The sequence below is a fragment of the Stenotrophomonas maltophilia R551-3 genome (assembly GCF_000020665.1).
Taxonomy (GTDB): domain Bacteria; phylum Pseudomonadota; class Gammaproteobacteria; order Xanthomonadales; family Xanthomonadaceae; genus Stenotrophomonas; species Stenotrophomonas maltophilia_L.
Genome location: NC_011071.1, coordinates 1,579,015 through 1,605,610, shown reverse-complemented (window position 1 = coordinate 1,605,610; position 26,596 = coordinate 1,579,015). Strand labels below are relative to the sequence as shown.

General features: G+C 67.0%; 29 protein-coding genes and 5 tRNA genes. 10 read left to right on the top strand and 24 right to left on the bottom strand.

The window, feature by feature from the left end; all coding sequences use genetic code 11:
• Positions 1-42 precede the first annotated feature (42 nt).
• The gene (locus tag SMAL_RS07285) at positions 43-720 is read left to right on the top strand and encodes a flavin reductase family protein (RefSeq protein WP_012510624.1); all 678 of its coding nucleotides are present in this window, start codon (positions 43-45) and stop codon (positions 718-720) included.
• A 92-nt stretch (positions 721-812) separates the two neighbouring features.
• Here SMAL_RS07285 and SMAL_RS07280 read toward each other — a convergent pair whose 3' ends face one another.
• The 4 genes from SMAL_RS07280 to SMAL_RS07265 all read right to left on the bottom strand — a co-directional run bounded on the left by SMAL_RS07280 (position 813) and on the right by SMAL_RS07265 (position 2,253).
• On the bottom strand, positions 813-1,529 hold the full coding sequence (locus tag SMAL_RS07280) for a DUF4344 domain-containing metallopeptidase (protein ID WP_198283152.1): 717 nt from the start codon (positions 1,527-1,529) through the stop codon (positions 813-815).
• Positions 1,530-1,818: 289 nt separating this feature from the next.
• Positions 1,819-1,892: transfer RNA gene (locus SMAL_RS07275), tRNA-Cys, on the bottom strand.
• 67 nt (positions 1,893-1,959) lie between these two features.
• Positions 1,960-2,035, bottom strand: a tRNA-Gly gene (locus SMAL_RS07270).
• A gap of 142 nt (positions 2,036-2,177) precedes the next feature.
• Positions 2,178-2,253, bottom strand: a tRNA-Gly gene (locus SMAL_RS07265).
• A 128-nt stretch (positions 2,254-2,381) separates the two neighbouring features.
• Here SMAL_RS07265 and SMAL_RS07260 point away from each other — a divergent pair.
• Positions 2,382-2,783 carry a hypothetical protein gene (locus SMAL_RS07260; protein WP_012510622.1) on the top strand — a complete coding sequence of 134 codons (402 nt, stop codon included), beginning with the start codon at positions 2,382-2,384 and terminating at the stop codon, positions 2,781-2,783.
• Complete coding sequence (locus SMAL_RS07255; RefSeq protein WP_012510621.1) at positions 2,776-3,225, top strand: hypothetical protein; 450 nt, start codon at positions 2,776-2,778, stop codon at positions 3,223-3,225. Before SMAL_RS07260 ends, SMAL_RS07255 begins: the two co-directional genes overlap by 8 nt.
• A 2-nt stretch (positions 3,226-3,227) precedes the next feature.
• Here the strand turns inward: SMAL_RS07255 and SMAL_RS07250 are convergent, their stop codons facing one another.
• Genes SMAL_RS07250 through SMAL_RS07235 form a run of 4 tightly spaced genes read right to left on the bottom strand, consistent with a single transcriptional unit; the run spans position 3,228 to position 7,477 of the window.
• A complete protein-coding gene (locus SMAL_RS07250; protein WP_012510620.1) occupies positions 3,228-4,142 on the bottom strand; it encodes an HlyD family secretion protein in 915 nt (304 codons plus the stop codon).
• Positions 4,139-4,867 (bottom strand): ABC transporter ATP-binding protein, encoded by a 729-nt coding sequence (locus SMAL_RS07245; protein ID WP_012510619.1) that lies wholly within the window; start codon positions 4,865-4,867, stop codon positions 4,139-4,141. The genes SMAL_RS07250 and SMAL_RS07245 overlap by 4 nt, the downstream gene beginning before the upstream one ends.
• Positions 4,868-4,877: 10 nt before the next feature.
• Complete coding sequence (locus SMAL_RS07240; RefSeq protein WP_012510618.1) at positions 4,878-6,017, bottom strand: ABC transporter permease; 1,140 nt, start codon at positions 6,015-6,017, stop codon at positions 4,878-4,880.
• On the bottom strand, positions 6,014-7,477 hold the full coding sequence (locus tag SMAL_RS07235; RefSeq protein ID WP_041864497.1) for an efflux transporter outer membrane subunit: 1,464 nt from the start codon (positions 7,475-7,477) through the stop codon (positions 6,014-6,016). The genes SMAL_RS07240 and SMAL_RS07235 overlap by 4 nt, the downstream gene beginning before the upstream one ends.
• Before the next feature lie 190 nt (positions 7,478-7,667).
• On the opposite strand from SMAL_RS07235, the gene SMAL_RS07230 reads away from it, so the two are divergent.
• Positions 7,668-8,015, top strand: coding sequence for a hypothetical protein (locus SMAL_RS07230; protein ID WP_041864496.1), 348 nt, complete (start codon positions 7,668-7,670; stop codon positions 8,013-8,015).
• A 66-nt stretch (positions 8,016-8,081) separates the two neighbouring features.
• On the opposite strand, the gene SMAL_RS07225 is transcribed toward SMAL_RS07230, so the two are convergent.
• The 15 genes from SMAL_RS07225 to SMAL_RS07155 all read right to left on the bottom strand — a co-directional run bounded on the left by SMAL_RS07225 (position 8,082) and on the right by SMAL_RS07155 (position 23,323).
• Positions 8,082-8,157: transfer RNA gene (locus SMAL_RS07225), tRNA-Gly, on the bottom strand.
• A gap of 115 nt (positions 8,158-8,272) precedes the next feature.
• Positions 8,273-9,379, bottom strand: coding sequence for an NAD(P)/FAD-dependent oxidoreductase (locus SMAL_RS07220; RefSeq protein ID WP_012510615.1), 1,107 nt, complete (start codon positions 9,377-9,379; stop codon positions 8,273-8,275).
• 138 nt (positions 9,380-9,517) lie between these two features.
• A tRNA-Gly gene (locus SMAL_RS07215) sits at positions 9,518-9,593 on the bottom strand.
• 170 nt (positions 9,594-9,763) lie between these two features.
• A complete protein-coding gene (gene pgsA, locus SMAL_RS07210; RefSeq protein ID WP_012510614.1) occupies positions 9,764-10,390 on the bottom strand; it encodes a CDP-diacylglycerol--glycerol-3-phosphate 3-phosphatidyltransferase in 627 nt (208 codons plus the stop codon).
• A gap of 18 nt (positions 10,391-10,408) precedes the next feature.
• The gene (gene uvrC / locus SMAL_RS07205; RefSeq protein WP_004152329.1) at positions 10,409-12,253 is read right to left on the bottom strand and encodes an excinuclease ABC subunit UvrC; all 1,845 of its coding nucleotides are present in this window, start codon (positions 12,251-12,253) and stop codon (positions 10,409-10,411) included.
• Positions 12,250-13,662, bottom strand: a complete 1,413-nt coding sequence (locus SMAL_RS07200; RefSeq protein WP_012510613.1) for a hypothetical protein — start codon at positions 13,660-13,662, stop codon at positions 12,250-12,252. The genes uvrC and SMAL_RS07200 overlap by 4 nt, the downstream gene beginning before the upstream one ends.
• Positions 13,659-14,147 carry a low molecular weight protein-tyrosine-phosphatase gene (locus SMAL_RS07195; protein WP_004152327.1) on the bottom strand — a complete coding sequence of 163 codons (489 nt, stop codon included), beginning with the start codon at positions 14,145-14,147 and terminating at the stop codon, positions 13,659-13,661. The genes SMAL_RS07200 and SMAL_RS07195 overlap by 4 nt, the downstream gene beginning before the upstream one ends.
• Complete coding sequence (gene kdsB, locus SMAL_RS07190) at positions 14,144-14,917, bottom strand: 3-deoxy-manno-octulosonate cytidylyltransferase (protein WP_012510612.1); 774 nt, start codon at positions 14,915-14,917, stop codon at positions 14,144-14,146. Before kdsB ends, SMAL_RS07195 begins: the two co-directional genes overlap by 4 nt.
• A gap of 75 nt (positions 14,918-14,992) precedes the next feature.
• The gene (gene lpxK / locus SMAL_RS07185; RefSeq protein ID WP_012510611.1) at positions 14,993-16,012 is read right to left on the bottom strand and encodes a tetraacyldisaccharide 4'-kinase; all 1,020 of its coding nucleotides are present in this window, start codon (positions 16,010-16,012) and stop codon (positions 14,993-14,995) included.
• Positions 16,012-17,760: a lipid A export permease/ATP-binding protein MsbA gene (msbA, locus tag SMAL_RS07180; RefSeq protein ID WP_004152324.1), complete on the bottom strand. Its 1,749-nt coding sequence runs from the start codon at positions 17,758-17,760 to the stop codon at positions 16,012-16,014. Before msbA ends, lpxK begins: the two co-directional genes overlap by 1 nt.
• Entirely contained in the window at positions 17,757-18,179 is a 423-nt protein-coding gene (locus tag SMAL_RS07175; RefSeq protein ID WP_004152323.1) for an ExbD/TolR family protein, read from the bottom strand. The genes msbA and SMAL_RS07175 overlap by 4 nt, the downstream gene beginning before the upstream one ends.
• A 3-nt stretch (positions 18,180-18,182) precedes the next feature.
• Positions 18,183-18,845, bottom strand: a complete 663-nt coding sequence (locus SMAL_RS07170; protein WP_004152322.1) for a MotA/TolQ/ExbB proton channel family protein — start codon at positions 18,843-18,845, stop codon at positions 18,183-18,185.
• Positions 18,846-18,848: 3 nt separating this feature from the next.
• A complete protein-coding gene (locus SMAL_RS07165) occupies positions 18,849-21,248 on the bottom strand; it encodes a DNA internalization-related competence protein ComEC/Rec2 (RefSeq protein ID WP_012510610.1) in 2,400 nt (799 codons plus the stop codon).
• Positions 21,249-21,306: 58 nt separating this feature from the next.
• A complete protein-coding gene (locus tag SMAL_RS07160) occupies positions 21,307-22,650 on the bottom strand; it encodes a sensor histidine kinase (RefSeq protein WP_004152244.1) in 1,344 nt (447 codons plus the stop codon).
• 1 nt (position 22,651) lies between these two features.
• Positions 22,652-23,323: a response regulator transcription factor gene (locus tag SMAL_RS07155; RefSeq protein WP_012510609.1), complete on the bottom strand. Its 672-nt coding sequence runs from the start codon at positions 23,321-23,323 to the stop codon at positions 22,652-22,654.
• 144 nt (positions 23,324-23,467) lie between these two features.
• Between SMAL_RS07155 and SMAL_RS07150 the strand changes: the two genes are divergently transcribed.
• Both SMAL_RS07150 and SMAL_RS07145 read left to right on the top strand, forming a co-directional pair.
• On the top strand, positions 23,468-24,235 hold the full coding sequence (locus tag SMAL_RS07150) for a MipA/OmpV family protein (protein ID WP_012510608.1): 768 nt from the start codon (positions 23,468-23,470) through the stop codon (positions 24,233-24,235).
• Between the two features lie 32 nt (positions 24,236-24,267).
• Positions 24,268-24,552 (top strand): hypothetical protein, encoded by a 285-nt coding sequence (locus tag SMAL_RS07145; protein WP_004152241.1) that lies wholly within the window; start codon positions 24,268-24,270, stop codon positions 24,550-24,552.
• 54 nt (positions 24,553-24,606) lie between these two features.
• On the opposite strand, the gene SMAL_RS21090 is transcribed toward SMAL_RS07145, so the two are convergent.
• On the bottom strand, positions 24,607-24,747 hold the full coding sequence (locus tag SMAL_RS21090; RefSeq protein ID WP_004152240.1) for a hypothetical protein: 141 nt from the start codon (positions 24,745-24,747) through the stop codon (positions 24,607-24,609).
• Between the two features lie 162 nt (positions 24,748-24,909).
• On the opposite strand from SMAL_RS21090, the gene SMAL_RS07140 reads away from it, so the two are divergent.
• The 4 genes from SMAL_RS07140 to SMAL_RS07125 all read left to right on the top strand — a co-directional run bounded on the left by SMAL_RS07140 (position 24,910) and on the right by SMAL_RS07125 (position 26,573).
• Entirely contained in the window at positions 24,910-25,479 is a 570-nt protein-coding gene (locus SMAL_RS07140) for a TlpA family protein disulfide reductase (protein WP_012510607.1), read from the top strand.
• A gap of 111 nt (positions 25,480-25,590) precedes the next feature.
• On the top strand, positions 25,591-25,779 hold the full coding sequence (locus SMAL_RS07135; RefSeq protein WP_012510606.1) for a hypothetical protein: 189 nt from the start codon (positions 25,591-25,593) through the stop codon (positions 25,777-25,779).
• 31 nt (positions 25,780-25,810) lie between these two features.
• On the top strand, positions 25,811-26,002 hold the full coding sequence (locus SMAL_RS07130) for a hypothetical protein (RefSeq protein ID WP_012510605.1): 192 nt from the start codon (positions 25,811-25,813) through the stop codon (positions 26,000-26,002).
• Positions 26,003-26,231: 229 nt separating this feature from the next.
• Positions 26,232-26,573 carry a hypothetical protein gene (locus SMAL_RS07125; protein ID WP_012510604.1) on the top strand — a complete coding sequence of 114 codons (342 nt, stop codon included), beginning with the start codon at positions 26,232-26,234 and terminating at the stop codon, positions 26,571-26,573.
• Positions 26,574-26,596 lie beyond the last annotated feature (23 nt).

The window sequence follows — 26,596 nt, the reverse complement described above, 5'->3', positions numbered from 1 at the left end:
GCTACCCCGCACAGTGGCCGTCCCGCAATCGTGAGACCCGCAGTGACGATCCCTTCCTTCCCGCGCCGGCGCATCGCCCCGACCGTCATGTACCCGGGCACCCCGGTGGTGCTGATGACCACGCTCAATCCCGATGGCAGAAGCAACATCAGCCCGTTGTCTTCGTTCTGGGCGCTGGGCAACCGGGTCGTGCTGGGCCTGGGAACGCAGGGCCAGGGCTACCGCAACCTGCAGTTGCGCAACGAGTGCGTGCTCAACTTCCCTGCAGCCACACAAGCCGAGCAGGTGGAAGCCATTGCGCGTGCGACCGGGCGCGATCCGGTGCCCGAAGCCAAGCAGGCCATGGGCTATGTGCATGTGCGCGACAAGTTCGCGCTAGCCGGGTTCAGTGCCATGCCCTCAGCGCAGGTGGCACCGGCAACGATTGCCGAATGCCCGCTGCAGGTGGAGGTCACGATGATGGCGATGCATGCACCCAGCGATGACGATGGCCAGGGCTTCGTGATTGCCGAAGGCCGCATCCGCTGCGTGCATGCACACGAGGACATCACCATTGCGGGCAGCCAGCACATCGACGTGACCCGCTGGAAGCCGCTGATCTACCTGTTCCGCCACTACACCGGCGTGGGCGAACCGGTCGCGCGCAACTTCCGTGCTGAGACGCCGGCGCTGGCGGCCACATCACGCAGTGTTGAATGCGGCCCGGTTGCGCGCATATAGCGCATCGGCCAGCGCCTCGATCTGTGGGGTGGCTGGCGATGCGTTACCGCGGCCGCTCACCCGGGCCAAGACAAGGCCAGGCGCACAGCCCCCTACTCCGGCTTGAGGTACGACTTCAGCAGCGACTCCCAGGCATCGACCAGCTGCCCATATTCGTGCTCGCAGTTCTCCGCACGCTCCTCGGGCAGCGTGCCGTCCTTCACCAGATAACCGAAGGTGCCCGCGTCCGAGCCGTACAGGTAGCACAGGAAATTCACGGCGCGCTGGAAGTCCAGCGAATGGGTGCCCGCCGTGGGCAGATCCTCGATACGGGTCTGCTCCTGCGCGGACAGCACATAGGTATCAGCAACCGTGACCAGGAACGCCCTGGACTCATCGTCTGCGGTCAGTACGTAGGCGGCCAACTGATCCGCAACGTCTTCCTCGCGGCCGGTGATCTTCAGCTCCAGTTCGCTGATCAGCGCATGGCCCAGCTCGTGGTAGAGCGTACCCACCGCGCTCTGGTACAGCGCGTTGTCGATATCTTCAGCAGCATCGCCCGCCGCCTCAAAGCGCGCACGCTCCTCCGCGGACATCTCGTAGCACATCTCGATGCTGCTGGTTTCCGGATCGAAGTAGGCATTGGACTCTCCGCACTCCTTCGCGATGACCTTGATGTCACGCGGGATGCGGATGTAGCTGTTCATCGCGTCAACGAAGTCCTCGAGCAGTTTCCGTTCCTTCCACAGCCGGGCCTCTGCCTGATTCTCCCTGGTGGATGCCTTCTCATGGATGGCGATGAAGCGGCCTTCCGCGGGGGCCGCTTCCACTGGACGACCTGTGTTGGATCCAGACGCGCATGCGGCCAGGGGCAGCAGTGGACAGGTGCTCAGAACGAGGGCCAGAAGGCGGCGATGGGCAGGATGCATGGCGGCGGGATGCAAGAAGTGGGGGGAGTACGGCTGCCGAGCCAGGCGACAAGGACCTGCCGGCCGCCAGCACGGGCAGGGAAGAAGTTGGCGGATTCTAGTGACATGCCCATGAATGGGAGGGCTCGACCGGAACCGGCCAGAAAGCGCCCAAAGAAAAAGCCCTGACCGGAGTCAGGGCTTTTCAATATGGAGGCCTCAAGCGGAATCGAACCGCTGTAAACGGATTTGCAATCCGGTGCATAGCCACTCTGCCATGAGGCCAACGTACTGCGCGCCAGGAACGATGTCCCTGACATGACAAAACCCCGCGATGGGGCCTGTCGGAACATGGAGCGGGAAACGAGACTCGAACTCGCGACCTCAACCTTGGCAAGGTTGCGCTCTACCAACTGAGCTATTCCCGCATAAGCCGACATGGTACCGGAAATCCGGAACACACACCAGCGATTTCACATTTCTGACTGCGCGAAAAGCCTTGTGGCTCAACGGGCCCCGCCTTGCCGGGGCGGGAGAAAAACAAGGCCCCTGACGGGGCCCTGTAGAATCTGGAGCGGGAAACGAGACTCGAACTCGCGACCTCAACCTTGGCAAGGTTGCGCTCTACCAACTGAGCTATTCCCGCAGATTCTCCGACCTGCGTCGAAGGAGCGCTATTGTGTCCAAATTCCTTCACGTCGTCAACAGTCTTCACGCGACGCAGTCAGCGGCGCCCGCACTGGGGTACGCTGCCCCGCCCGGTCCGGTAAGCCCATGTTCCTTCGTGGCAAGCCCCTGCTGATCGCCCTGCTGCTGCATCTGCTGGTGGCCCTGCTGTACTGGACGCTGATTCCACTGGGAATGAACTGGTATCGCGACCATTTCGGCTTCACCTCCCATCGCGACATCAGCCTGGGCATCGCGCAGTTCTACCTGTTCTGGATGTTCCTTGGCGCCCAGCCAATGATCGCGGTGCTGCGGCCGCTCTCCGCCAAGCTGCTGGTGCTGGCGGTTCCGCTGGCGTTCGCGACCTGGACGCTGATGCACAACCACCCGCTGCGCCTGGCGTACTTCACCGTCGGGCCAGGCCTGCTGACACTGGCCGCGATCTTCGCCACCCTGCGCACTGCATCACTCGGCACGGCACTTCCCGCACCGGACTCCCCTCATGCCTGAGCGCTACATCCGCCTGTTCTGGCTGCTGGTCGCACTGACCTGGTTGGCGCTGATCGCCGCACTGGTCAATGCCGGCTTCACGCCGGACTACTGGCTGCTGCGCCACCTGGAAGGCGGCACACTGCCCTACCCGACCAGCACCGTGATCGTGTTCGCGCTGCTGAGCACCGTCGAGCTGGTGGTTGCTGCACTGATCGTGCAGCCCTGGAAACTGGGGCGACTGTGGCTGCGCCTGCTGATCGCCTTCGTGCTGCTGCTGGCCTGGTCGATACCATGGCTGCTGTCGGCGATGCACCAACCACCGGTGCAGGGCATGCACCTGCTGTGGTTGCTGCTGCTGGACGTGGGGCTGCTGCTGGCGCTGTGCGTGGTGTCGTTGCTAAGTGCATGGCGGAGACTCAGGCGGCGCAGGAATAGTTCGGTGGCCCCGCCTCAGCACTAGGTTTACTTCCGGAACTCCACCCGCACATGCTGGCCGAACCGCGCCTTGGCGTTGCCATCAAACTCCAGCACGCACTCCACCACCTTGGCCACGCCACGCCCAGCGTCTTCGGGCAGGCGCGCCTGCGCGAACACCGGACTGATGCGCACCACGCGTGCGGGTGGCAGTGAGCCGGTGTTTTCAGCGCCATCGCTGTCCGGCACCACGGCGGCCTTCATGCCCACCTGCACGGCATCGGCGTAGGCAGCACTGAGTTCGGCACGCACCTGCAGCGGGCGTGCCGGCAGCAGCGAGATCGCTGGCTTGCCACCCTGCACGAATGCACCGAGTCCCGGCACCTGGCCGACCACGGTGCCGGCCTCCGGTGCGCTCAGCGACATCTGCTGCAGTTTCAGTTTCGCGTGCTCCAGCTTGTGCTGGGCCATGTCGACCTGCGCACCGGCCACGTCGACATCGGCGCGCACACCGGCCAGCTGCTGCCTGGCTGCATCGGCCTGCTGGTTGGACGACACGCCTTCGCTGGCGCCGGTGGACAGGCGGGTCGCATTGCGCTCCAGTTCGCGCAGCTGCGCCTGGCTGCCCTTCAGACGGTCATTGGCCAAGGCGAGATCGGCAGTGGCCATCGCCACCTCCTGCTGCAGCAGGGCGCCATCCAGCGACAGCAGCAGCTGTCCCTTCTTCACCGTGGCGCCCTCCTTCACCGGCGCGGCAGTGATCGAGCCATCCACCGGCGGTGCCAGCGCGATCAAACCGCCCTCGACGTCGATGATGCCGCGCGCGACCGCGACCTTGTCGGCGGCAGCAGTGCTGGCCTTACCGGCGGATGCCTGGGCGGGCGCCTCTTTGGAACAGGCGCCGAGCAGCAATGCCGCGGACAGGGCCAGGCTGAGGGGAAGCAGGTGCGACGTCTTGGTCATGGGGCGGACTCTACAGTTTCGTTCTGGCGGCGGTCATCACGGACCATGCCGTCTTCCATGGCGATCACCCGATCGGCATGCCGGATCAGGCGCGGATCGTGGCTCACGCACAGCACGGTGGCGCCATGCGCACGTGCGTAGCGATGCAGGATGTCGATCACGCGCTGGCCATTCTCGGCATCCAGCGCACTGGTCGGTTCGTCGGCGAAGATCAGCGTCGGCGACTTGGCGAAGGCGCGGGCAACGGCCACGCGCTGCTTCTCGCCACCGGACAACTGCGCCGGACGCATGTGGCTGCGATGGGTCAGGCCGACCTCGTCCAATGCCTTGCGCGCCAGCGGTTCGCTTTCGCGATTGCTCATGCCGCGATAGCCCAGCGGCAGCTGCACCTGTTCCAGTGCAGTCAGCGCCGGGAACAGGTTGAAGCCCTGGAACACGAAGCCGACATGGTGCAGGCGGAAGCGCTCCACTTCGCTGCGCGTCATGTGGCCCACGTCCTGGCCGAGTGCGTGCACGCGGCCACCGTCGGGCGCGGACAGGCCGGACAGCAACGACAACAGCGTGCTCTTGCCGCAACCAGACGGACCGGACACGAGGGTCAGCTCACCGGGGTAGATGTCCAGCGAGAGGCCGCGAAGCACCGGCACCTGCACATCCCCGGACATGAAACCCTTTTCCAATGCATCGGCCTGCAGGGTCGGGGCGACGGCGCGTGTAGAAGTCATCGGCCGGCCCTCAACGCAGCAGCAACGATGGATCGGAGCGGACGACACTGCGTACCGCCATGATGCTGGAGAGCATGGCCATCACCGCGACCAGTGCCACGCAGCCGATGATCACCATCGGCGTCAGCTGCACCGGTACACGTTGGGTCTGCGCGATCAACAGCACCACCGTACTGAAGGCCGCCGCCAACAACATGCCCACGCCGCCGATCAACAGTGCCTGTTCGAACACCGCCCGCGCCAGCGCATAGCGCCCGGCACCGAGTGCATTGAGCGTGGCGTACTCGCGCACCGAACCGGCCACCACCGAAGCGAACGACTGGTTGGTGATCACCGCGCCGACAAAGCAGACGATGACCGCCATGAACAGCACTGCGATGCCGGCACCGGTATCGAACAGCCAGTACTGCTGCGAGCGGCTGGCGAACTCCGGTGCGGTCCAGAACTCGACCGGCGTGGCCTGCCCCATCGACGCGGCCAGGCGGTCACGCACGCCGTTGGCCAGGTCCGGCGAGCGCAGGCCCGCCACAAAATAGGTACTGCCCTCATGCGGGTCGGTACCGGCGATGGCGCGCGCGGTATCCAGCGAGGCCAGCACGTTGACGCCACCGAGGCCACGCAGGCCCGGTTGTGCGGCAACCACGCGCACCGCCTTGCCGTTGATCCAGGCACGGTTGTTCTGCAGATCCACGCCCAGCGTATCCAGATCCGCGCTGTCGACGATCACCGCGCCCGGCTCGCGCAGCTGCGCGCGCAGGTCGGCGGGCAGGATGCGCGCGAACATCATCGCGTCGTCCTGGGTGGAGATGCCGGACAGGTACACCGACACGTTGCCGGTACCCTGCGCGCTGGAACGCCATTCGCCATCGACCCATTCGTAGGGTTCGACGCGGGTGACCTCCGGGTCCATGCGCAGGTGGCTTTCCACATCCGCGCTGATTGCATGGCCGTAGTTCACGCTCTGGGTGCCGGGAAAGCCGGCCCAGATATCGGCGGAAGACGCCTTCACGTAGATCGCGGCGGTACCGAAGATACCCAGCACCAGCGCCGCCTGCACGATCAGCAGCACGCCAGCGAAGCACATCGCCAGTACCACCGGCAGGAACCGGCGCCACTCATAGGCCAGGGTCTTGCGGGCCAGTGCAATCATTGCGACGCGTCCTCGGCTTCGACCGGCAGCGGTGCGCCGCCGAGGGCGCGGTACAGCGAAGCAAACGCCAGCACGCGGGCACCTTGGGCACCGATCAGGTCCGCCTGCGAAGCCAGTGCGGCACGCTGCGTGTCCAAGCCATCGAACTCGCTGGACAGGCCCAGCTGCACCTGACGTGCCTGTCGCTTGACCTGCTGGCCGGCAACATCATTGGCCGCGCGCAGCGACTGGATGCTGCTGTCCTGCCGCGCCAGGCTGCCCAGCGCGCCCTCTACTTCACTCACGCCCTCCAGTACCGCTTTGCGATAACCGAGCAACGCGGCATCCAGCTGCTTTTCATCGGCATTGAAGCGCGCGCGGCGCTGCCCCCAATCCCACAGCGGGATATCGATGTACGGGCCGATCGAGGGACTGGAGTCGGAATTGGAGCGGGCGTTCTGAGTGAGGTTGTACGCGTACAGGATCGAGCCGCCGAGGCTGACCCGCGGATACATCGCGGCACGTGCGGAGCCCTTGCTGGCCGCCGCCTGCATCACTTCCGATTCGGCCAGCAGAATCTGCGGACGGTGGCGCAGCAGATCGGCCGGCACCTGCTGCAGCGAGAACGAACCCAGCTTCGGCGGCGTGCGATAGGCGCGCCAGGCTGGATCCGGGCCATCACGTCCCAGCAGCAGGGCCAACGCACGGGCAGCGTTGTCCGCATTCTCGCGGGCCTGCGCCGTGGCCGCGCGGGTGGCCGCCTGGCGTGCACGCAGGCGGTCCAGCTCGCCCGGCTCATCCAGGCGCAGGCGCTGGCGGACCAGCGCCAGTTGTTCGCCGCGGTCATCCACGGTCTGCTGCCGGGCCAGCAGGTCCTGCTGGGCCTGTGCCACGGTCAGGTCCAGATAGCTGCGCACCACGTCGGCAATCACCGCCACCTGTGCGGCATTGCGCAGCGCCTCGGCATTACCGGCCGACGCCTGCGCGCTCAACTGGGCGCTCTCGGCGGCGCCGAACAGGCCCAGGTCCCAGATCGCTTCGATGCCGGCATGGAAGTAGGTATCGACTGCGGCGGCGTCCTGCACCTGCTTGGCGCTGGCCGAGATTTCCGGCAGGAAACGCGAGTCCGAGGTGCCGGCGACGATCCGAACGGCCTGCAGGCGCAGCGTGGCCTGCTGCAGGTCGAGGTTGCCGGCGATGGCCTGATCGACCAAGCCGTCCAGCGCCGGGTCGGACAGCACTTTCCACCACTGTTTGGCGTCCACTGCCACGCCCTGGCCCTGCGGCACCTGGGTCCAGGTGCTGGGCGTGCGGTCAGGCAGGTCCGGAACAGTCACCGACATGCAACCGGCCAGGGCCAGGCTTGCCAACAACGCACCAGGGCGCAGCACTGCATGCAGGGTGAGTCCGCGCCCGGTCCTGGGCACTGCCACTGAAGTGATACGCCTGACCACCAGCCCGCCAACGTGTAGAAGGAGCATGAAGGCTACCGTGCGATTGTGGAGCGAACATGGAGAATTGGTCCGAAAAAGGTCACAACAGGCGTGCGGTTCAGGCAATGCCGCCCCAGCCTTTCACCACGCTTTCAGCGCGTTCTCGACACGGAACACTGGACGACTTTCACGGCGTATTGCACATTGCGGCACTGCCCTACTTCGGTGCTGCCTGCCCGTGAAACACCAACGTCGCTGGCTACTGATTGGCTCGATCACGACAGTGACTGTCGGCGTGATCGTGCTCGTCCTGACCACCCCACTGGTCTCGAACGCCATGCTGCTACTGATGGAGCGCAGCAACTTCATCCCCCGTGAATCTTCGATCTTCACGTTCGAGCCAAATGCCATCAACCAGGGCTCGTCGAACTACTGGCTGTACGGAAAGGACCGGACCTACTACTACCACTTCACCTACGAAGACGACGTTCCCTACGTCTACATCCGGCGGGACAACCGCTGCCCCGGTTTCGACCGGCAGGATGCCCTGACCTGGTGCAGCGCCCTGCCCGGCAAGGCACGCTAGCGCGGCGGTGGTGCAACCGGTGTGACAAACGAAAAACGCCCCCTTTCGGGAGCGTTTTCTTGAATCTGGAGCGGGAAACGAGACTCGAACTCGCGACCTCAACCTTGGCAAGGTTGCGCTCTACCAACTGAGCTATTCCCGCAGATTCCGTTCGACCTGCGTCGAAGGAGCGCTATTGTGTCGATATTGCTGCACGGCGTCAACAGGAATTTTCGCGTGCATTGTGGGGCGGCGTTCAGGCCCCCAGGACCGATACCTCAGGTTCGCAGGCCACGGCGATGGAAGTAGACCTGCTCGGCAATGCGCCGCGTGGTCGCCGTGTGCAGGAGTGCGTTGAGCGGCCAGTCGGCCTGCAGATGATCCATCGCCCAGCGCAGCAGGCGCTTGCCATGGAATGCCGGCGCCACCTGCCGCGCCACCCGTTCCGCTTCCGGCCCTTGCCCACGTAGATGGCGGGCAATCGCCTCGCCGACCGCCCAACCGTGCCGCCACGAGGAATGGATGCCTCCGGCGGACAGTGGTGAGACGATGCCCGCCGCGTCGCCGGTCAGGATCACGCGTTGGCCGGTGAACGGCCCATCCGGCCGGCCGCAGGGCACCAGCCCTGCGCGGGTGGCCGAGGGACGCGCCGAAGGCGGAATGCCGACCACATCGCGCACGTGCTCAAGAAAGCCACCGATATCAGGCGGCCGCACCTGGTTCGGGTCATGGCGCAGCGCCAAGCCGACCTGCAGCCCGGTCGGGTTCTGTGCGACCCAGCCGATGTAACCCGGTGCAAAGCGCTTGCTGACGAAGCAATGGAGTGCGTCGCCCTGCGGCAACTGGAGGCCGGCGAACTCACGTTCGATGCCGTAGAGGTTGTCACGCACCTGGCCGAGGCCGGTGCGCTGGGCAACGCGTGAGCGCGCGCCATCGGCGCCGACCAGGTAGGCGCACCGCCCTCCCCCTTCCACCAGCCAGCCGTCACCACTGCGATGGGCGTCGGTGAAGGACTGCTGCAGGCGAAGGTCGACACCATTCGCGCGCAGCTCGCTGGCCAGCCAGCGCATCAGGTTCGGCGTATCGGTGGTGAGGAAGTAATAGCCCGGCGCGGCCAACAACACGCTGCGCAGGTTCGGCGCATACAGCCGCACATTGGCAACGCGCTGCACCAGGTGTTCGGGCATGCGCCCCAGCCAGGTCTGCTCCATCGCTTCCTTCACCACGATGCCGGTGGTGTGCAGACGCTCGCCGGGGGCGGCCTTGCGTTCGAGCACGCAGACGCGCAAGCCATACTGGGCAGCGGCCAACGCGCAGGCGGTGCCGGCGAAACTGGCGCCGACGATGACCACGTCGTGGTCGTAGGCCGAGGATTGATGAGGCATCGCGACACCACCGGATTGGAACGGAGATGCAGCTTCGCCAATGCGCGTGTTGAGGCGATGGGGTGGCGGTGAAGTGGGGATGAAGCGCGTTGGACGCAAACGAAAAACGCCCCCTTTCGGGAGCGTTTTTCTTGAATCTGGAGCGGGAAACGAGACTCGAACTCGCGACCTCAACCTTGGCAAGGTTGCGCTCTACCAACTGAGCTATTCCCGCTTGGGAGGCGAAATTTTACCTATTCCAAGGATGGCGTCAAGCGCTTTTTTAGGGTCTGCGAGGCACCTTGCATTGCGTATCCACGCCATGCGTGGATGGGCGCATCGATGGGGTCAACGCATCGGTGGGGTCAGAGCCCTTTCCTGCGGAAAGGGATCCGACCCCGAGGCTCAGTTGCCCAGCTTCTTCTGCCGTGCACGCTCGCGCGCAGCGCGCTCGTCATCGCGCAGGCTCGGCCAAGCGGCGTGCAGGTACTGCAGGCCTGACCACAGGGTCAGCACCGCGGCAATGGCCAGGGTCCAGTCGCCGATGTGGAACACCGGCCAGCCCATCCAGATGTCTTCCACCGGCACGTTCGGGGCCACCGAATACAGCAGGCACAACAGTGCGACCATCTGCGCGGTGGTCTTGACCTTGCCGATCATCGCCACGCGCACCTTGGCGCGCTGGCCCAGTTCGGCCATCCATTCGCGCAGTGCCGACACCGCGATCTCGCGGCCGACGATGACCGCCGCCCAGAACGCCATCCACGGCGTCGGGTGGCCCTGCACGATCAGGAACAGCGCCACTGCCACCATCAGCTTGTCCGCGACCGGGTCGAGGAAGGCACCGAAGGCCGACTCCAGCTGGTAACGGCGTGCGATCCAGCCATCGAGCCAGTCGGTGATCGCGGCCAGGCCGAAGATCGCCGCCGAAGCGAAGTTGGTCCAGGTGTAGGGCAGGTAGAACACCAGCACCAGCACCGGGATCATCACGATCCGCAACAACGTCAGCCAGGTGGGCAGGGTCAACTTCATGCTTGCGTGCTTCTCTCTCTACTCGGCCGCATCAGGCGTGGCCAACCCGTGCAGGTTAGCGTAGATACGTGCCGCGAGGGCGTCATTGATGCCTTCCACCTTGGCGATTTCCGCTTCACCAGCGGCTTTCAGGCCGACCAGGCCGCCGAAATGCTTGAGCAGGCTGGCGCGGCGGCGCGGCCCGATACCGGGAATGTCCTCCAGCTTGCTGGTCATCCGCGCCTTCTGGCGGCGGCCGCGGTGGCCGGTGATGGCGAAGCGGTGCGCCTCATCGCGCACCTGCTGGATGAACTGCAGCGCCGGATTGGCCGCGCCCGGGCGCAGCTCGCGACCGTCAGGCATCACCAGCGCTTCGTGGCCGGCGCGGCGTTCCACGCCCTTGGCCACGCCCACCAGCAGCACGCCTTCCACGCCCAGGTCGGCCAGCGCGGCCTGGGCCTGGGCCAACTGGCCGGCGCCGCCGTCGATCAGCAGCACGTCCGGCAGCACGCCCTGCTCTTCCACCGCACGGCGGAAGCGGCGGTCGATGGCCTGGCGCATGGCGGCGTAGTCGTCGCCCGGCTCGATGCCGCTGATGTTGAAGCGGCGGTATTGCGCACGCACCGGGCCGGCGGCGTCGAACACCACGCATGAGGCCACGGTGGCCTCGCCCAGCGTATGACTGATGTCGAAGCATTCGACCCGCTTGACCGGCTCTGCCAGACCCAGCATGTCGCGCAAGGCATCGCTGCGCGCGTGCTGCGCGTTGCGGCTGTTGAGTTCGGTGGCCAGGGTCAGCTGCGCATTGCGGCTGGCCAGTTCCACGTAGCCGGCGCGTTCGCCGCGCACGTTCCACTTCAGCTGCACCTTGCGCTCGGCCGAGGCAGACAGCGCGGCAACCAGCAGGTCGGCGTCAGGAATCTCGCGGTCCAGCAGGATCTCGCGCGGCGGCTCGAATTCGATGTAGTACTGCGAGACGAACGCGGCCAACACCTCTTCCGGGCTCTCTTCGCCATTGGTGCGCGGGAAGAACGGGCGGGTACCGAGATTGCGGCCATCACGAAAGGCCAGCAGCAGCACGCAGGCCTGCGAGCCCTGCATGGCCACGGCCAGCACGTCGAGGTCGGCGGCGCGGCCATCCACGTACTGGCGGGTCTGCATGCTGCGCAGCGAGGAAATCAGGTCGCGCAGGCGCGCGGCCTGCTCGAACTCCAGCGCCTCGCTGGCGGCCTGCATCTGTTCGCCCAGTTCGCGGGTCAGCTCGTCGCTCTTGCCTTCCAGGAACAGCGCGGCGCGGCGCACCGATTCGGCGTACTCCGGCGCCGGCACCAGCTCCACGCACGGCGCACTGCAGCGGCCAATCTGGTACTGCAGGCACGGCCGCGAGCGGTTGCGGAACACGCTGTCCTCGCAGCTGCGCAGCTTGAACAGCTTGTGCATCAGGTTCAGCGTTTCGCGCACGGCGGTAACGCCGGGATACGGACCGAAGTAGCGTCCGGGAATGGCGCGCGGACCGCGATGCAGCGCGATGCGCGGCCAGTCCTCTCGGGTCAGCAGCACGTGCGGATAGGTCTTGTCGTCGCGCAACGAGACGTTGTAACGCGGCGACAGCGATTTGATCAGCTGGTTTTCCAGCAGCAACGCCTCGGCTTCCGAGCGCGTCACGGTCACGTCCATGCGCGTGATCTGCGAGATCATCGACATGATCCGCGCGTTCTTCGGGCTGCCGTTGAAGTAGCTGCCGACACGGTTGCGCAGCGCGCGCGCCTTGCCGACGTACAACAGGGTGTCGTCGGCGGCGTACATGCGGTACACGCCGGGGGCGGTGCTGAGCTGGGCCGCGAAGGCCTTGCCGTCGAAGACCGGAGCGGATACGTCGGTCATTCGCTGATCGGGACTTCGCTGAGCACGCCGCTGTCGGGGTCGAAACGCAGCACGGCGTGGGCATCGGTCTCGGCGATCCACACCGCGCCCGCACCGGCTGCCAGACCGGCCGGACCATGCAGGCGGCGCGGCAGCGGCTGGGTGGTCAGTTCACCACCGCCCAGGCGCAGGGTGCGCAGGCGGCCGTTGCCCGTATCCGCGATCCACAGCAGCGGCGCATCCGGGCTCAGTGCCATCGCCTGCGGAAACTGCAGGCTGGCCTGGGTGCGCGGGCCGTCCTCATTGCCGAAGCGCCAGGGCCCCTGCCCGACCAGCGTCTGCACCAGGTCGCCACGCAGCTGCAGCGCACGGATCGAGGAACCCAACGCGTCGGCCACGTACAGCACCTGCTGCACCACGGCCAGTGCGGTGGGCTGGGCAAAGGCAGCCAGGTGGCCGCTGCCATCGCGTTCGTCGATGGAACCGCTGCCGGCGCGCCACTGCAGGCTGCGCTGGCCCAGGTGGTAGCTCCAGATGCGGTTGTCACCGGCCATGGCGATATGCAGCTGGTTGTCGGCGATGGCCAGGCCGACCGGATGGTCCAGCGACACCTGCCTGGCCTGCGCGACCGGGCCTTCCACCGGCGCGCCGGGACGGCCGTTGCCGCACAGGGTGTCGACGATGCCGGTCAGCAGGTTGATGCGGCGCACGGCATGGTTGCCGGTGTCGGCGACGTACAGCGAATCGCGCTCCAGCACCAGCGCCTGCGGGCGGTGGAAGGCCGCCTCGGCGAGGTTGCCATCCATGAAATCGGCAGTGCCCAGCCCGAACTGGCGCAGGATGCGGCCACCGTGGCTGCATTCGAGGATGCGGTGATGGCCGCTGTCGGCGATGTACAGGCGTTCGGTGCTGACCGCCAGGCCAAGCGGGAAGCGCAGCGCGTGGCGCGGCTCCGGATGCAGCTCGCTGCCACCGCGCGGCGGCGCCGACGGTGCGCCCTCGCACAGCGCGTTCAAGGCACGCTCCAGTTCGCCGGGTGCGCCCTGCCCGACCAACCGTTGTTGCTCGCGCCCCTGCGCATCCAGCAGCACGATGGTCGGCCAGGCGGTGACGCCGAAGCGGCGCCAGCCATCCCAGTCGGCATCAAGCAGCACCGGCATCGTCAGACCCTGGCGACGCAGCAGCTTCAGTGCGGCGTCGGCCTCACGTTCGAAATCGAAGCGCGGCACCTGCAGCACCAGCGGCTGCAGCTTGCCGGGGTGGCGCGACAGCCATTGGCCGAACTCGGCCAGGCGTTGCGCGCTCCAGGCGGAGGCGGCGTTGACGAACAACAGCGCCACCGGCCGACCGCGCAGTTCGGTCAGGGTGCAGGGGGTGGCATTGAGCCAGGTGGCGAACTCGGGCAGGTCCGGGACGGGCTGGACGTTCATGGCCCGATTATGCCGGAGTCGGCGTCATGCAACAGTCGTGCCACTGCTCGTTTTGCAGCATCGTCGACCAATGTCCAGACCTGTTCGAAATGCTCACTGCCGCCGGTGTACGGGTCCGGGATCGCACCCCTGCCTTGCCCGCCGGACCACGGCAGGTACAGCGCCAGGCGTTCTCGCTGGGCGGGGGTGGCCAAGCGACCGGCATCCCGCAGGTTGGCCTCATCGGCACACAGGATCCAGTCGAAGCGGTCGAAATCCGCGACCTGCAGCTGGCGCGCGCGCAGGCCGCCGATGTCCACGCCATGCCCGGCCGCGCAGGCGATCGCGCGCCGGTCCGGTGGCTCGCCCACATGCCAGTCGCCGGTGCCGGCCGAATCGACCTGCACCCGACCAGCCAGCGGCGACGCGTCCAGGCAGGCGCGCAGCGCACCTTCGGCCATCGGCGAACGGCAGATGTTGCCGAGGCAGACGACCAGCAGCTTCATCGTGCGGCCATTGCCTGCAGCAGCACTTCGGCGCGCTCCAGGTCCTCAGGGGTGTCGATGCCGGGCGGGAACGGTTCCGGCGAGATCGCCACGCTGATCGGGAAGCCCGCTTCCAGCACGCGCAGCTGTTCCAGCGATTCGACCTGCTCCAGCTGGCCCGGCGGCATCGCCGCGAACTGCTGCAGGAAGCCGGCGCGATAGCCGTAGATGCCGATATGGCGCAACCAGTTGTGCCCGGCCGGCAGCGTATCGCGGCTGCGTGCGAAGCCATCGCGGTGCCAGGCGATCGGCGCACGGCTGAAGTACATGGCCTCGTTGCGCACGTTGCGCACCAGCTTCACCACGTTCGGATCGAACAGGGTGTGCGCATCTTCGACGGTCGTGGCCAGGGTCGACATCGGCGCATTGCCACCGACCAGTGCCTCGGCCACCGCACGGATGCCGGCCGCAGGTGCGAACGGCTCATCGCCCTGCAGGTTGACCACCACGGTGTCGTCGGCCCAGCCGGCAATGCGCGCGCATTCGGCCAGGCGGTCGGTACCGGACGCATGCGAGGCGGCGGTCATCGCTACCTTCACTTCGGCCAGCCCGGACAGTGCGTCGGCAATGCGTTGATCGTCGGTGGCGACCCATACCTCGCCAGCCCCGGCCTGCAGCGCGCGGCGTGCCACGTGCAGCACCAGCGGCTCACCGCCCAGCAGGCGCAGCGGCTTGCCTGGCAGCCGCGAGGCGGCATAGCGGGCCGGAATGGCGACGACGAATTCGGTCATGCGGGCGGTACTCGGCAGGCTCGTTACAACGGGAATGCGGCCGGCGGCGCGTGAATGCAAGCGCCGCTGTGCCACTCAGTTCGGTCGCAGCTTGTCCAGGCGGTCGGTCAGCGCCACCCAGAACGCGGCAGGCAGCTCGGCGCGCAGCGGGACCGCGTAGTACCAGTCATTGCCGAACGCGCGGCATTTCACCGCGTCCTTTTCAGTCATCAGCACCGGCAGCTGGCTGCCGAAGGACAGGTCCTGCGGCTGGTACGCCTGATGATCAGCAAAAGCATGCGGCACCACGCCGATGCCACGCGCACGCAGCATGTCGAAGAAGCGCTGCGGATGCGCGATACCGGCCACGGCGTGCACGCGCTGGCCCTTGAAGTACGCCAGCGGGCGCGCACGGCCACCGGCCAGTGGCTGCGCGCTGTCGATGTGCAGCGCCATCGGCCATTGGCCGAAGCCACAGGCCTGCGCCGCGCTTTCTTCGTCGGCCTGACCCAGATTCACTACACGGAAGTCGCATTCACTGGCACGGCTGACCGGTTCGCGCAGCGGCCCGGCGGGGATCATCCGGCCGTTGCCGTAGCGACGCTGGGCATCGACCACTTCAATCTCGATGTCGCGCGCCAGCCGGTAGTGCTGCAGGCCGTCGTCGCAGACGATCACGTCGCAACCGGCTTCGATCAGGGCCTTGCCTGCGGCCACACGGTCGCGGTCCACCCGCACAGGCACCCCGGTCTTCCAGGCGATCAGCACCGGCTCGTCACCACCCTTGGCGGTCGGCGTGTCGGCCTGCACCCACAGCGGTTTGTCGGCGTCTTCGCGGCCGTAGCCACGGCTGGCCACGCCCGGCTTCCAGCCAGCGGCACGCAGGCGCTCCACCAGCGCGATGGTCAGCGGCGTCTTGCCAGTGCCACCGGCGGTGATGTTGCCGACCACGATGACCGGCACCGGCAGCGTGTAGTGCTTGCGCCAGCCGCGCCGGTAGGCACGCCGGCGCAACGCGGTGACACCGGCGTACAGCGGCGCCAGCAGGCGCATCGCCCACGGAACCGGGCTACCGTCGTACCAGTACGGCGGGGTCTGGGTACCCTTGCCGGCCATCAGTCCTGCCTTTCGCGGAACTGCATGCTGTGCAGATGCTGGTACAGCCCGCCCATGGTCAGAAGTTCCTTGTGAGTGCCACGCTCGACGATGCGGCCGTGATCCATCACCAGCACCTGGTCGGCATGCTCGATGGTCGACAGGCGGTGCGCGATGACCAGCGTGGTGCGCTCGGGCATCAGGCGCTGCAGCGCGTCCTGCACCAGGCGCTCGGATTCGTTGTCGAGCGCGGCGGTGGCTTCGTCCAGGATCAGGATCGGCGCATCGCGCAGGATCGCACGGGCGATCGCCAGGCGCTGGCGCTGGCCGCCGGACAACAGTGCGCCGTTCTCGCCGACCGGGGTCTGCAGCTGCTGCGGCATGCGCTCGATGAATTCCCACGCGTTGGCAGCTTCAGCCGCTGCACGGATCTGTTCAACGCTCGCGTCCATGCCATAGGCGATGTTGGCGGCGATGGTGTCGTCGAACAGCATGACCTTCTGCCCGACCATTGCCACCTGGCGGCGCAGGTCGGCCAACGGATAGTCATCCAGCGCCACGCCATCAAGGGTGATGCGCCCGCCACTGGGTTCGTAGAAGCGCGGCACCAGCCGGATCAGGCTGGTCTTGCCGCTACCGGAACGGCCGACGATGGCGGTGACCGTACCCGGCTTGGCGACGAAACTGATGTCGTCCAGGGCAATGCCGCTGTCCTCGCGGTAGCGCAGCATGACGTGGTCGAACGCCAGTTCACCGCGCACGCGCTGCACTGCATTTCGGCCTTCGTCGCGCTCGACCGGCATGTCGAGGATGCTGAACAGGCGTTCGGCGGCAGCTACACCCCGCGAGATGGAGGTCTGCACGCTGGTCAGGCGGCGCAGCGAGGGAATGATGGCCATCATCGAGGTCATCAGGCCCATGAACTGGCCGGCGTTGAGGCGGCCAGCCAGCGCTTCGCGGGTGGACACCCAGACGATCACCGCCAGCGCCAGCGCCGCCAGGAACTGGACCACGCTGGAGGCGGCAGCACGGGTGACTTCCACCTTCATGTTCAGCGACAGCATGCGGTTGGCCAGGCGCGAGTAACGCGAGATCTCGTGCTGCTGGGTGCCATGCACCTTCACTTCCTGCTGCGCGGCCAGCGACTGCTCGGCGGTCTGCGCCATCGAGCCCATGCCGTCCTGGATGCCACGGCTGATGCGGCGATAGCGCTTGCCCACGTAGGACACGATCACGCCGATCAACGGCACCACCACCAGCATGGCCACGGTGACCTTGACGCTCATCTGCAGCATCACCGCCAGCATGGCGATGATGGTCAGGGTGTCGGCGACCACGGTCTTGAGCGCATCAGCGCTGGCCTGGGTGACCTGTTCGGTATCAAAATTCAGGCGGCTGACCATGACCGGCGTCGCTTCGGTATCGAAGTGCGAGGACGGCAGGTGCAGGTACTTGGCCAGGACCTGTTCGCGCAGGTCGCGCACCACGCTGCGGCCGGTCTTGGCCAGCGCGTAGTCGCTTACCCAGGTGGCGACGCTGCGCATCAGGAACAGGCCGAGGATGGTCAGCGGCAAGATCACCGCCATGCGCGGCTCGGGATTGACGAAGCCACGGTTGACCAGCGGCTCCATCAGCTTGGTGAAGTGATAGCCGGCCAGGGCTTCGACCACCATGGCGATGACCGCAGCCACCATGAACACCCAGTAGGCGCGGGTGTACCCCAGCAGACGTTTGTAGATCGGCCACACCGGCGCGTGATTGGAACTCATGGACGCACCTCGGGTGCTGTTGCAATGGCAATACGGCGGAAACCGAGTTGACCCAGCGCATCCTGCGCGGTCACCACGGCCTGGTAGGGAGTGCGTGCGTCGGCACGCAGCAGCACGGTCTGCTCACGGTCGCTGCCGGCCACGGCGGCGATGGTCTGCTTGACCGACTCGACGTCGCTGCGCAGCACTTCCTGGTCATTGATGAAATAGCGGCCTTCGGCATTGATCAGCACGCTCAGCGAGCGCGGCGGCTCGTTGGTCTGCTGCTGGCTGGCAGTGGGCAGCTGCACCTGCAGCGTGGAACGCGCGTCAAACGTGGTGGTGACCACGAAGAAGATGATCAGCACCAGGATGACGTCGATCAGCGGCACCAGGTCGATATGCGGCTCATCCTGGGATCGGTCGTTGCCGATACGCATCGATCAGGCCTTCGCCGTGGCAGCATTGGCCGAACGCGCGGCGGGCGCCGGGTTCAATACCCCGGGGCGGCCGTCGAGCGTATCCAGCAGCGCGCTGGCTTCCTGCTCCATCTCCACCACATAGCCGTGGATGCGGCCCTTGAAGTAGCGGTGGAACATCAGTGCCGGAATGGCCACGATCATGCCGGTGGCGGTGCACACCAGCGCCTTGCCGATACCACCGGCCAGCTGGTTCACATCACCCACGCCGTGGTCGAGGATGCCCAGGAACATCTGGATCATGCCGATCACCGTGCCCAGCAGGCCCAGCAAAGGGCCGGCCGACGCGATGGTGCCCAGCGCGTTGAGGAAGCGCTCCATGCGGTGCACCAGGTGGCGGCCGGTGTCTTCGATGCGTTCACGGAGCTGGTCACGTGGCCGGTTGCGCGCTTCCAGCGCAGCGGCCAGCAGCGCGCCCAGCGGCGAGTTGCCACGCAGGGTCTGCAGGTGTGCCGGGTCGAGCTTGCCGCGTGCCGCCCAGTTGCGCACTTCCTGGCCGAGGCCGGGCGGCAGCACTTCAGTGCGCCGCAGGGACCAGAAACGCTCCAGGATGATCGCCAAAGCCAGTACGCCCAACAGCAGCAGCGGCACCATCGGCCAGCCACCGGCCTTGACCAGTTCCCACACGTTTCAACCCTCCGGCCCAACGGCCGCTTGTTCAATCGTCGATAGGATAGCAGCCGACCGCGCCCGCCCAACGGCATCCCACCAGCGGGATGCGTGGATACGCTGTTCACGCAGCTGCATCCCTTGTGCGCCAAGCCATACGCGGATCGCACCGGAATCGGCCGTGGCCAGCACTTCGGCCCCCTGCGCCTGCCAGCGCCGGACCACATCCGGGCGGGGATGGCCGAAGCGGTTCTGGTGGCCGGCCGAAACCAGCGCCAGCCGTGGTGATACGGCGGCCACCCACGGCGCGCTGGAGCTGCCGCCGCTGCCATGGTGCGGCACCAGCACCACGTCCGCCTTCAATGCCGTTGGGGACGCCTGCAGCAGCGCCTGCTCGGCAGGGTGTCCGATATCGCCGGCCAGCAGCACCACGCCATGGCGGCTGGCGACACGCAGCACGCAGCTGTCCTCGTTCTCGGCGTGGCGGCTGCCTGGCGCCGGATGCAGCACCTGGAAATCGACCCCGTCCCACTGCCAGCGCAGCCCCTGCTGGCACGACCGGGTACCGGCGATAGCGCTGCCCGGCGGCGCCAGCAGCTGCAGCCCCGGCAACTGCCGACGCAGGTTGGGCAGGCTGCCGGTGTGGTCGAGGTGATCGTGGCTGAGCATCACCTGCTGCGGCGGCGCCTGCCCCAGCGCGCGCAGGGCCGGGACCAGGATTCGCTCGTTGCCATCGCCGCCGGTCGGCGGCCCGACGTCGTACCAGAGCGCGTGCCGCGCGGTGCGCAGCAGCACCGCCGTGCCCTGACCAACATCGTGCACCAGCAGTTCCAGCTCCCCTTCCGCCGGTGCCTCACGTGCCGGCCACAGCAGCGGCAGGCACAACAACAGGCCGGCCAGGCCGCCGCCGTTCCCGCGAGGCAGCAGCCACCAGAACACCCCCAGCAACGCTGCGGGTACCGCCCAGCGCGGCGCCTCGGCCAGCCACCACATCGCCTGCGGATGCTGTGCTAGCGGCTGCAGGGCCTGCCAGCTGAACTCGAACAGCCCGGCAGCGGCGCGCCATGCCCAGCGCCCCGCCCCGTCGTGCAGCGCATGCAGCCCGGTCCCAAGCAGCGACAGCGGCACCACCAGCAGCGTCCACCACGGGATGATCGGCAGGTTGACCAGCGGCCCCAACCGCGCGGTGCCACCGAACAGCGCCACGCACAAGGGCAGCAGGCCGAGGCTGGCCACCCCCTGTGCGGCCAGGAATCCGCGCAGGCCACCGCCGACGCCCTCCGGCCCGGTCCGCGGCAGGCACCACAGCAGCCACAGCACGCCTCCGAAGCTGAGCCAGAAGCCGGCGGCCAGCACCGACAGCGGCGCCGGCAGCAGCATCACCACAGCAGCCCGTGCCAACCCCTGCCCCGCACCTACCGGACGACGCCCGGCGCGGGCCAACGCAACCACGCCGATCATCAGCGCGGCGCGCACCGTGGGCAGCGCGCCGCCGGCGACCACCGCGTAGATTACCGCCGCCAATGCGGCGCCCCACGCGGCCGCCTGCGGCCGTGGCCAGCGGCGGGCCAACCCTGGGCACAGCCACCACAGCCCCCGGCACAGCATCACGCCAAAGCCGGCAACCACACCGACATGGAATCCGGAGATGGCGACCAGATGGGTCAGGCCCAGTGCGCGCAGGTGTTCCCAGTCTGCATCGGACAAGCCGCGGGTATCGCCCAGTGCCAGCGCCTGCACGAAGCGAGCGGCAGGATGGGCCACCTGGGTGGCGATGGCAGCACTGCTGCGCTCGCGCCAGGCCGGCAGGCCGTGCGCGGCTCGCCGCTCACGCGCACTCGCCGGATCGCGCACCGTACCGGTGCCGGATATCCCCCTCAGCAATGCATGGCGCTCGCCGTCAAAGCCTCCAGGATTGATCCGCGAACGCGGTGCCCGCACCCGCAGCGACAGCTCCCAATGCGCGCCAGCTCGAACCGCATGGCGCCCACCTTCGGCGCCGCTCATAGGCGGTCCACGCCATGGATCGTTCCAGGTGATCTGCAGGCGCCTGCCACGCAACGAGGGCAGCGCATCGGCCTCGTCGACCTTCAGCACGAAACGGGTGTAGCCGGGGCCACTGTGTGGAAGATCAACCACTCGGCCACGAACCTGCGCGTCCTGCGCGGGCCCTCCGGGTGGAAGCTGGGCCTGCAAGGCCCAATACCCGTGCAATGCTGCCCACGACAGGCCGAACAGCGCAGCCGCCCACGCGCGACCGCGCCAAGGCACGATCCAGCCTGCGACGCTGGCGATGGCCAACGGCACGCACAACCACACTGGCGGCAGCACCGGCAGCTGTACGCAGGTCAGCGCGCCCAGCACCAGACAGGCGGCGCAACCACTGCCAAACAGCGGCGGAGCGGATCGTTCGGCGACCATCACCCCAGCCTGCTGCCGGAGCAGCAGGTTGCCTATCGGGCTTCAACCCGTATTGGCGTCAGCGGCGGACGCTACCGCGATGGAAATTGACCCGGAAACTGGCGCCGCCGCCGATCGCTTCACCCACGCTGACCGACCCACCATGGTGCTGCACGATTTCCTTGGCCAGATGCAGGCCCAGGCCACTACCACTGCCGGCCGCACGCAGCCGATGGAACGGCTCGAAGATCGCCTCGCGGTCACCGACCGGAATGCCTGCACCCTGGTCACTGACTTCCAGCAGGCCGCGCGCGTCCAGCCGTACGCAGATGGTGCCCCGCCCACCGCCGTGGACGATGGCGTTGTGCACCAGGTTGGCGATCACCCGCCCCAGCGCCAGGCTGTCGCCGTGGATCCACACCGGCACTTCCGGTGCATCCACTTCAAAGCCATATCCAGCGCCGACGACCAACGGCGCAAGATCCGCGGCCGCTTCGCGCACCAGCAGCGCCAGGTCCAGCCGCTGCAGTGCGCCGACATTGCGGTCAAGCCGCTGCAGGTCGAGCAGATGCTCGGCGACGTTGCCAAGGCGGGCCACGTCGGTCAGCAGCTGCGACTTCAACTCGCCCTGTGGCAGCTGCGACAAGCGCGCCTGCACCACTGCGATCGGCACGCGCAGTTCGTGCGCGGCGTCGGCGAGGAACTTGTCGCGCGCAGCATAGCCCTGCTGCACCTTGTCGATGGCATCGTTGAAAGCTTCCACCAGCGGTGCGACCTCGGTCGACACCAGCTGTGCATCCAGTCGTGCACCCGGCTGGCCGATATCCAGCTCCTTGGCCTGCTGCGCGGAACGGCGCACCCCGCGCATCGCGCGATGGATCACCGTCGGCATCACCAGCAACGTGACCACGATCAACGGCAGGAAGAACCACAGGCCGATCAGGCGCAGCACCATCAGTGCGCCGTCCAGCAGACCACCCTTCGGCGCGCCACCGACCATCACCGTGATACGGCGACCATCTTCGTTGCGGATCATCACCCGCGCCACGTCCAGGTAGGGTGGCACCAGCGAGCCGAGTTCGGTGGCACCCAGCGTCGGCAGACGCGCCAGCAGCGGTGCGTGGATCGCAGGGATGGTGCCGCGCTCCAGCCAAACGCCCTTGTCATCGACGGCCGCGAACCACAGGTTGCCACCCGCCTCCGCGTCCAGCCTGCGCCAGCGTGCTTCGTCCAGGACCAAATGGCTGCCCTCGCTGTGCACCGCCTTGGCAACCGCCTCGGCCATGAACATGTCCATGCCCCAGGTGTCCTTGTCGCCCCAGGTCAGGATCAGCGCGACCACCGCGAACAGCACGGTGAAGGCCTGCGCGAGGAACAGGCGCCAGGCCAGACCCAGCGTGATGGAACGGATCGGACGCGCCATCTCAGCCCTCCGCCAGCAGGTAGCCGACACCGCGGATCACATGGATCTCCACGCCCGCCCCGGCCTGCTGCAGTGCCTTGCGCAGCTTGGAGATATGCGCGTCGAGCGCATTGGACTGGATCTCATCATCGAACCCGTACACCGCCGCCTCCAGCGCGCTGCGGGTGACGGTCCGCCCCTGCCGCATCGCCAATGCCTGCAGCACCAGCACCTGGCGCCGTGGCAACGCCAGCGGCTGGCCCTCCACCTGCGCCTGCAGCGATTCGAAGTCGAATTCCAGCCGGCCCAGACGCAGGCTCGGCGTCACCATCGCCGACGGCCGCCGCGACACCGCGCGGATGCGCGCCATCAGCTCCTCGATTGCCACCGGCTTGACCAGGTAGTCATCGGCGCCGACATCGAGCCCTTCAACCTTGTCCGACAACGTGCCCTTGGCGGTCAGCATGATCACCGCCAGATTCGGCCGTAGCGAACGCGCGGTGGCGACGAAACCTGCGCCATCGCCATCGGGCAGCTGCCGGTCGAGCAGCATCAGCTGGTGCACCGGCTCACGCAACGCGATCGCCGCCTCGGCCAGGCTGCCGACCACGTCGGCGACCACGCCCTGCCGCTCCAGGCCCGATTGCAGGGCACGGGACAGATCGGGATCGTCTTCGACCAGGAGGATGCGCATCAGCGGCTCGGTTGCGGAAACGGTGCAGATCATAGTGCCTGCCGTCGGCTTTTTCCCCTCCGGGCTGCCGATTGCACAGGCGCAATGTTCTGACAATGTTGAGCCCTCACCATGCGCAGCCATCCCCCGCAAAGTGGTTGATCGATGCCGTCGCTGTCCCCGAACCTGCTGCGCCCGTTGCTGTTCTCCGCCGCCATCGGCCTGCCGCTGGCAGCGTACGCCGCCGAGCAGAACCCGGGCGTGCAGGCCGGTATCAGCGCGGGGGCGACCTCTGGTGCGTACGCCCACTATGACGTCAAGCCGCTGGTCGTACCGTCCATTGCCTGGCAGGGCCAGCGCTTCTTCGCCAGCCCCGGCTCGCTGGGCATGTACCTGTACAAGGGCCAGGGCCTGCGCCTGTCGGCAGCGGTCACCCCGTACACGCTGCGCTTCAAGACCGACGACGTGAACGATCCGCAGCTGCGCCGCCTGCACAGCCGGCAGATGTCGGCCATGGCCGGGCTCAACGGCGAGTACAGCGCGGACTGGGGCATCGTCGAAGCCAGCGTGATGCGCGAGGTCACCGGCCATGGCGGCGGCATTGAATCGCGCCTGCATTACAGCTACCCGATCCAGGCCGGACGCTTCACCTGGGTGCCCCGGGTGGGTGTGGTGCATTCCAGTGCACGCCTGCTCGATTACTACTACGGCATCAGCGACGAAGAAGCGGTGCGCTCGGGGCTTGCCGCCTACAACCCGGGTAGTGCGACGTCGCCCAGTCTGCAGATCGCGGTCAGCACGCCCCTGGGCACGAAGTGGCGTGCGACCGGCGTGGTCGCCAACCAATGGTTCGGCGATGCAGTGAAGGACAGCCCGATGGCGCGGCGCGGAACACAGACGTCGGCCTTCGTTTCCCTGATGCGCTCGTTCTGATCGAGCGCCCGTTACGGACAAGGACACCCCACATGGCCTCCGTCTCCCCCACCACCGAAGCGCACGCGATCCTGCGTGCGCCCGACCTGGACAGCGCCGAGCGCGCCTACCTCGTCCTCATGCCCGACCTTGAGCACGTGAACGCGCTGGCACGACGGGCGCTGGGCCTGTCCCGCGTGGCCGACGCGGCACGCGGCTACGCGCTGTCGATGACCCTGGTCGGGCTGCGCCTGCAGGAACTGGAAATGGGCGAAGCGACCGCCAAGGAGCATCGCCAGGCGACGCTGCGCAGCCTGCGGCAGGCCTTCAGCGCCTGATCGTTGGCGTTCAACGCCGGTACGTGCACCCGTGCCGCGCCGTGCGGGCTCCACTCAGCGGAAGGTGGTCCAGGCCAATACCGCCGCCAGCAGGGCCACCCAGATCACCGCCTTGAAGGTGCCCTCCAGCATGTTGCCGCCGAACAGCAGTTCGAAAAACGGATTGGGTCTGGAAACCGGGACGTGCTCGCTCATCGCTGAAGGCTCCTGGTGTTGGATGGAAAGTGCCAGCGCATGGCTGCGCACGCGCCACTGTAGTACAGCCACGGCATCGCCGGGCATTCAAGGAACGATTGCTTAACAATCCGCGCGCCAGATCGGGTATGTTCGATCCAACGCTGCGTTCAAGGATGATCGATGCTCAAGCGCGTCCTGTTCCCTGTTGTTGCCCTGCTGCTGTCCGCGCTGATTCTCGTGCTGGGCTGGCAGAACCGCCAGCTGCGCCAGATCAACGATGACATGGCGGCGCAGTTGCAGAACATGCGGGTTGAAGCACACGGCGCAGCGATCGGCGCCCGCCCCGAGCCATTGGCGCTGAAGACCACCCAGCGTGCCCATGTCGACATCGGCGGCACGCGTGCGTTGCCGCAGATCCTCTACTTCTTTTCCACCGCCTGCCGTTACTGCCTGGCTTCGATGCCGCAGCTGCAGTCAATTGATGCGGCACGCGGGCCCAGCGAACTGGTTGGTGTGGGCCTGCCGCCTTACGAGGCACTGGCCGACTACGCCGGCAAGCATTCGATGCGCTTCCCGATCGCCATCGACAGTGAGGGGGACGCTGCCAAGCGCTACGGCATCACCGTTACGCCCATGCTGATGGTGCTCGCTACAGACGGCAGCGTTGCATACAAGCATGTCGGCCAACTCGACGAAAACACCGTAAAGGCCGCCATCAAGGCGCTGACACCTGACGTCACCCTGCCCTGAGCGAGGGCGCACTTCCGCGCTGCTGCGCTCGGCCCATGCATTCGCGCCACAACCGGCACCCCGGTGCCTTCGGCAACTGCAACACCACACTGCCAACCCAAGGAGATACACATGATCGGAAAGAAAGTGCTTTCGTCCGTCGCTGGTATCGTCGTTGTCGCCGCGCTCTCATTCGGCGCTGCCCAGGCCTTCGCCACTCCGGCCAAGACCGGTTTCGCGCCGGGCTGCGAACCGCATCCGCAGTGCCCGTTCGGCAGCTCGGGCAAGCATGGCCAGGTACTGTGCTGCGATCCGCTGTAATCCACTTCCACGCCGACTCCTGGAGATACCTATGATCGGAAAGAAGCTGTATGCATGGATGGGTGGCGTCGCCATCGTGGCCGCGCTCTCCTTCGGTGGTGCCCAAGCCTTCGCGGCTCCGGCCAAGACGGGATTCGCTCCCGGCTGCGAGTACACGCCAGGTTGCCAGTACGGCGGCAACGGCCGCTGGAGTGGTGGTCGCGTCTGCTGCCAGGTGCCCTGACAACGGCAGAGTCGACAGACCGGACTCCCGTCCACCGAGCGTGGATGTGACGGCCAACCCGCATTGGCCACAACGCCGGGCCGCCTCAAGGGCGGCCCGGCACTTTTGCCCCCACGTTTCATCCTCTCCGGGCCGCATTGGCACGCGCTTTACCGGCTTTCGTCGCATACCGGTTTCACACGGCAGTTGGCAGTGACACGCTGGACTCCCTTCTCCGGAGCACCGTGCCATGCCGATGCTTGCCCTGCTGCTGTTGTGCGCTGGCCTGTTCGGTAGCGATGCCGACACCGGGGATTCCGCCCTGCGTGGCCAGATCCTGCAGGCCGAGGCCGAGCGCGTGGCAACGCCATCGGCGCCGCGCCGGGGTACCGAAGCGCCGACCATGCAGCTGTATCACCTGCGCCAGGATCGCGTACTGCGCCTGGGCAACCAGCGCCCCCTGCCCGATCCGGCTGGCGGCCCGCACTCGCAAGCGGGCTCGGCGCACGTTGCACAGCTCTGGGAACGGGTGGACGGCCACTGGAAGCTGCAGCGGATGGTCAGCATCGACGATCTGGTCACACGGCACTGATCCACCGAAAGCCACCAGGAACG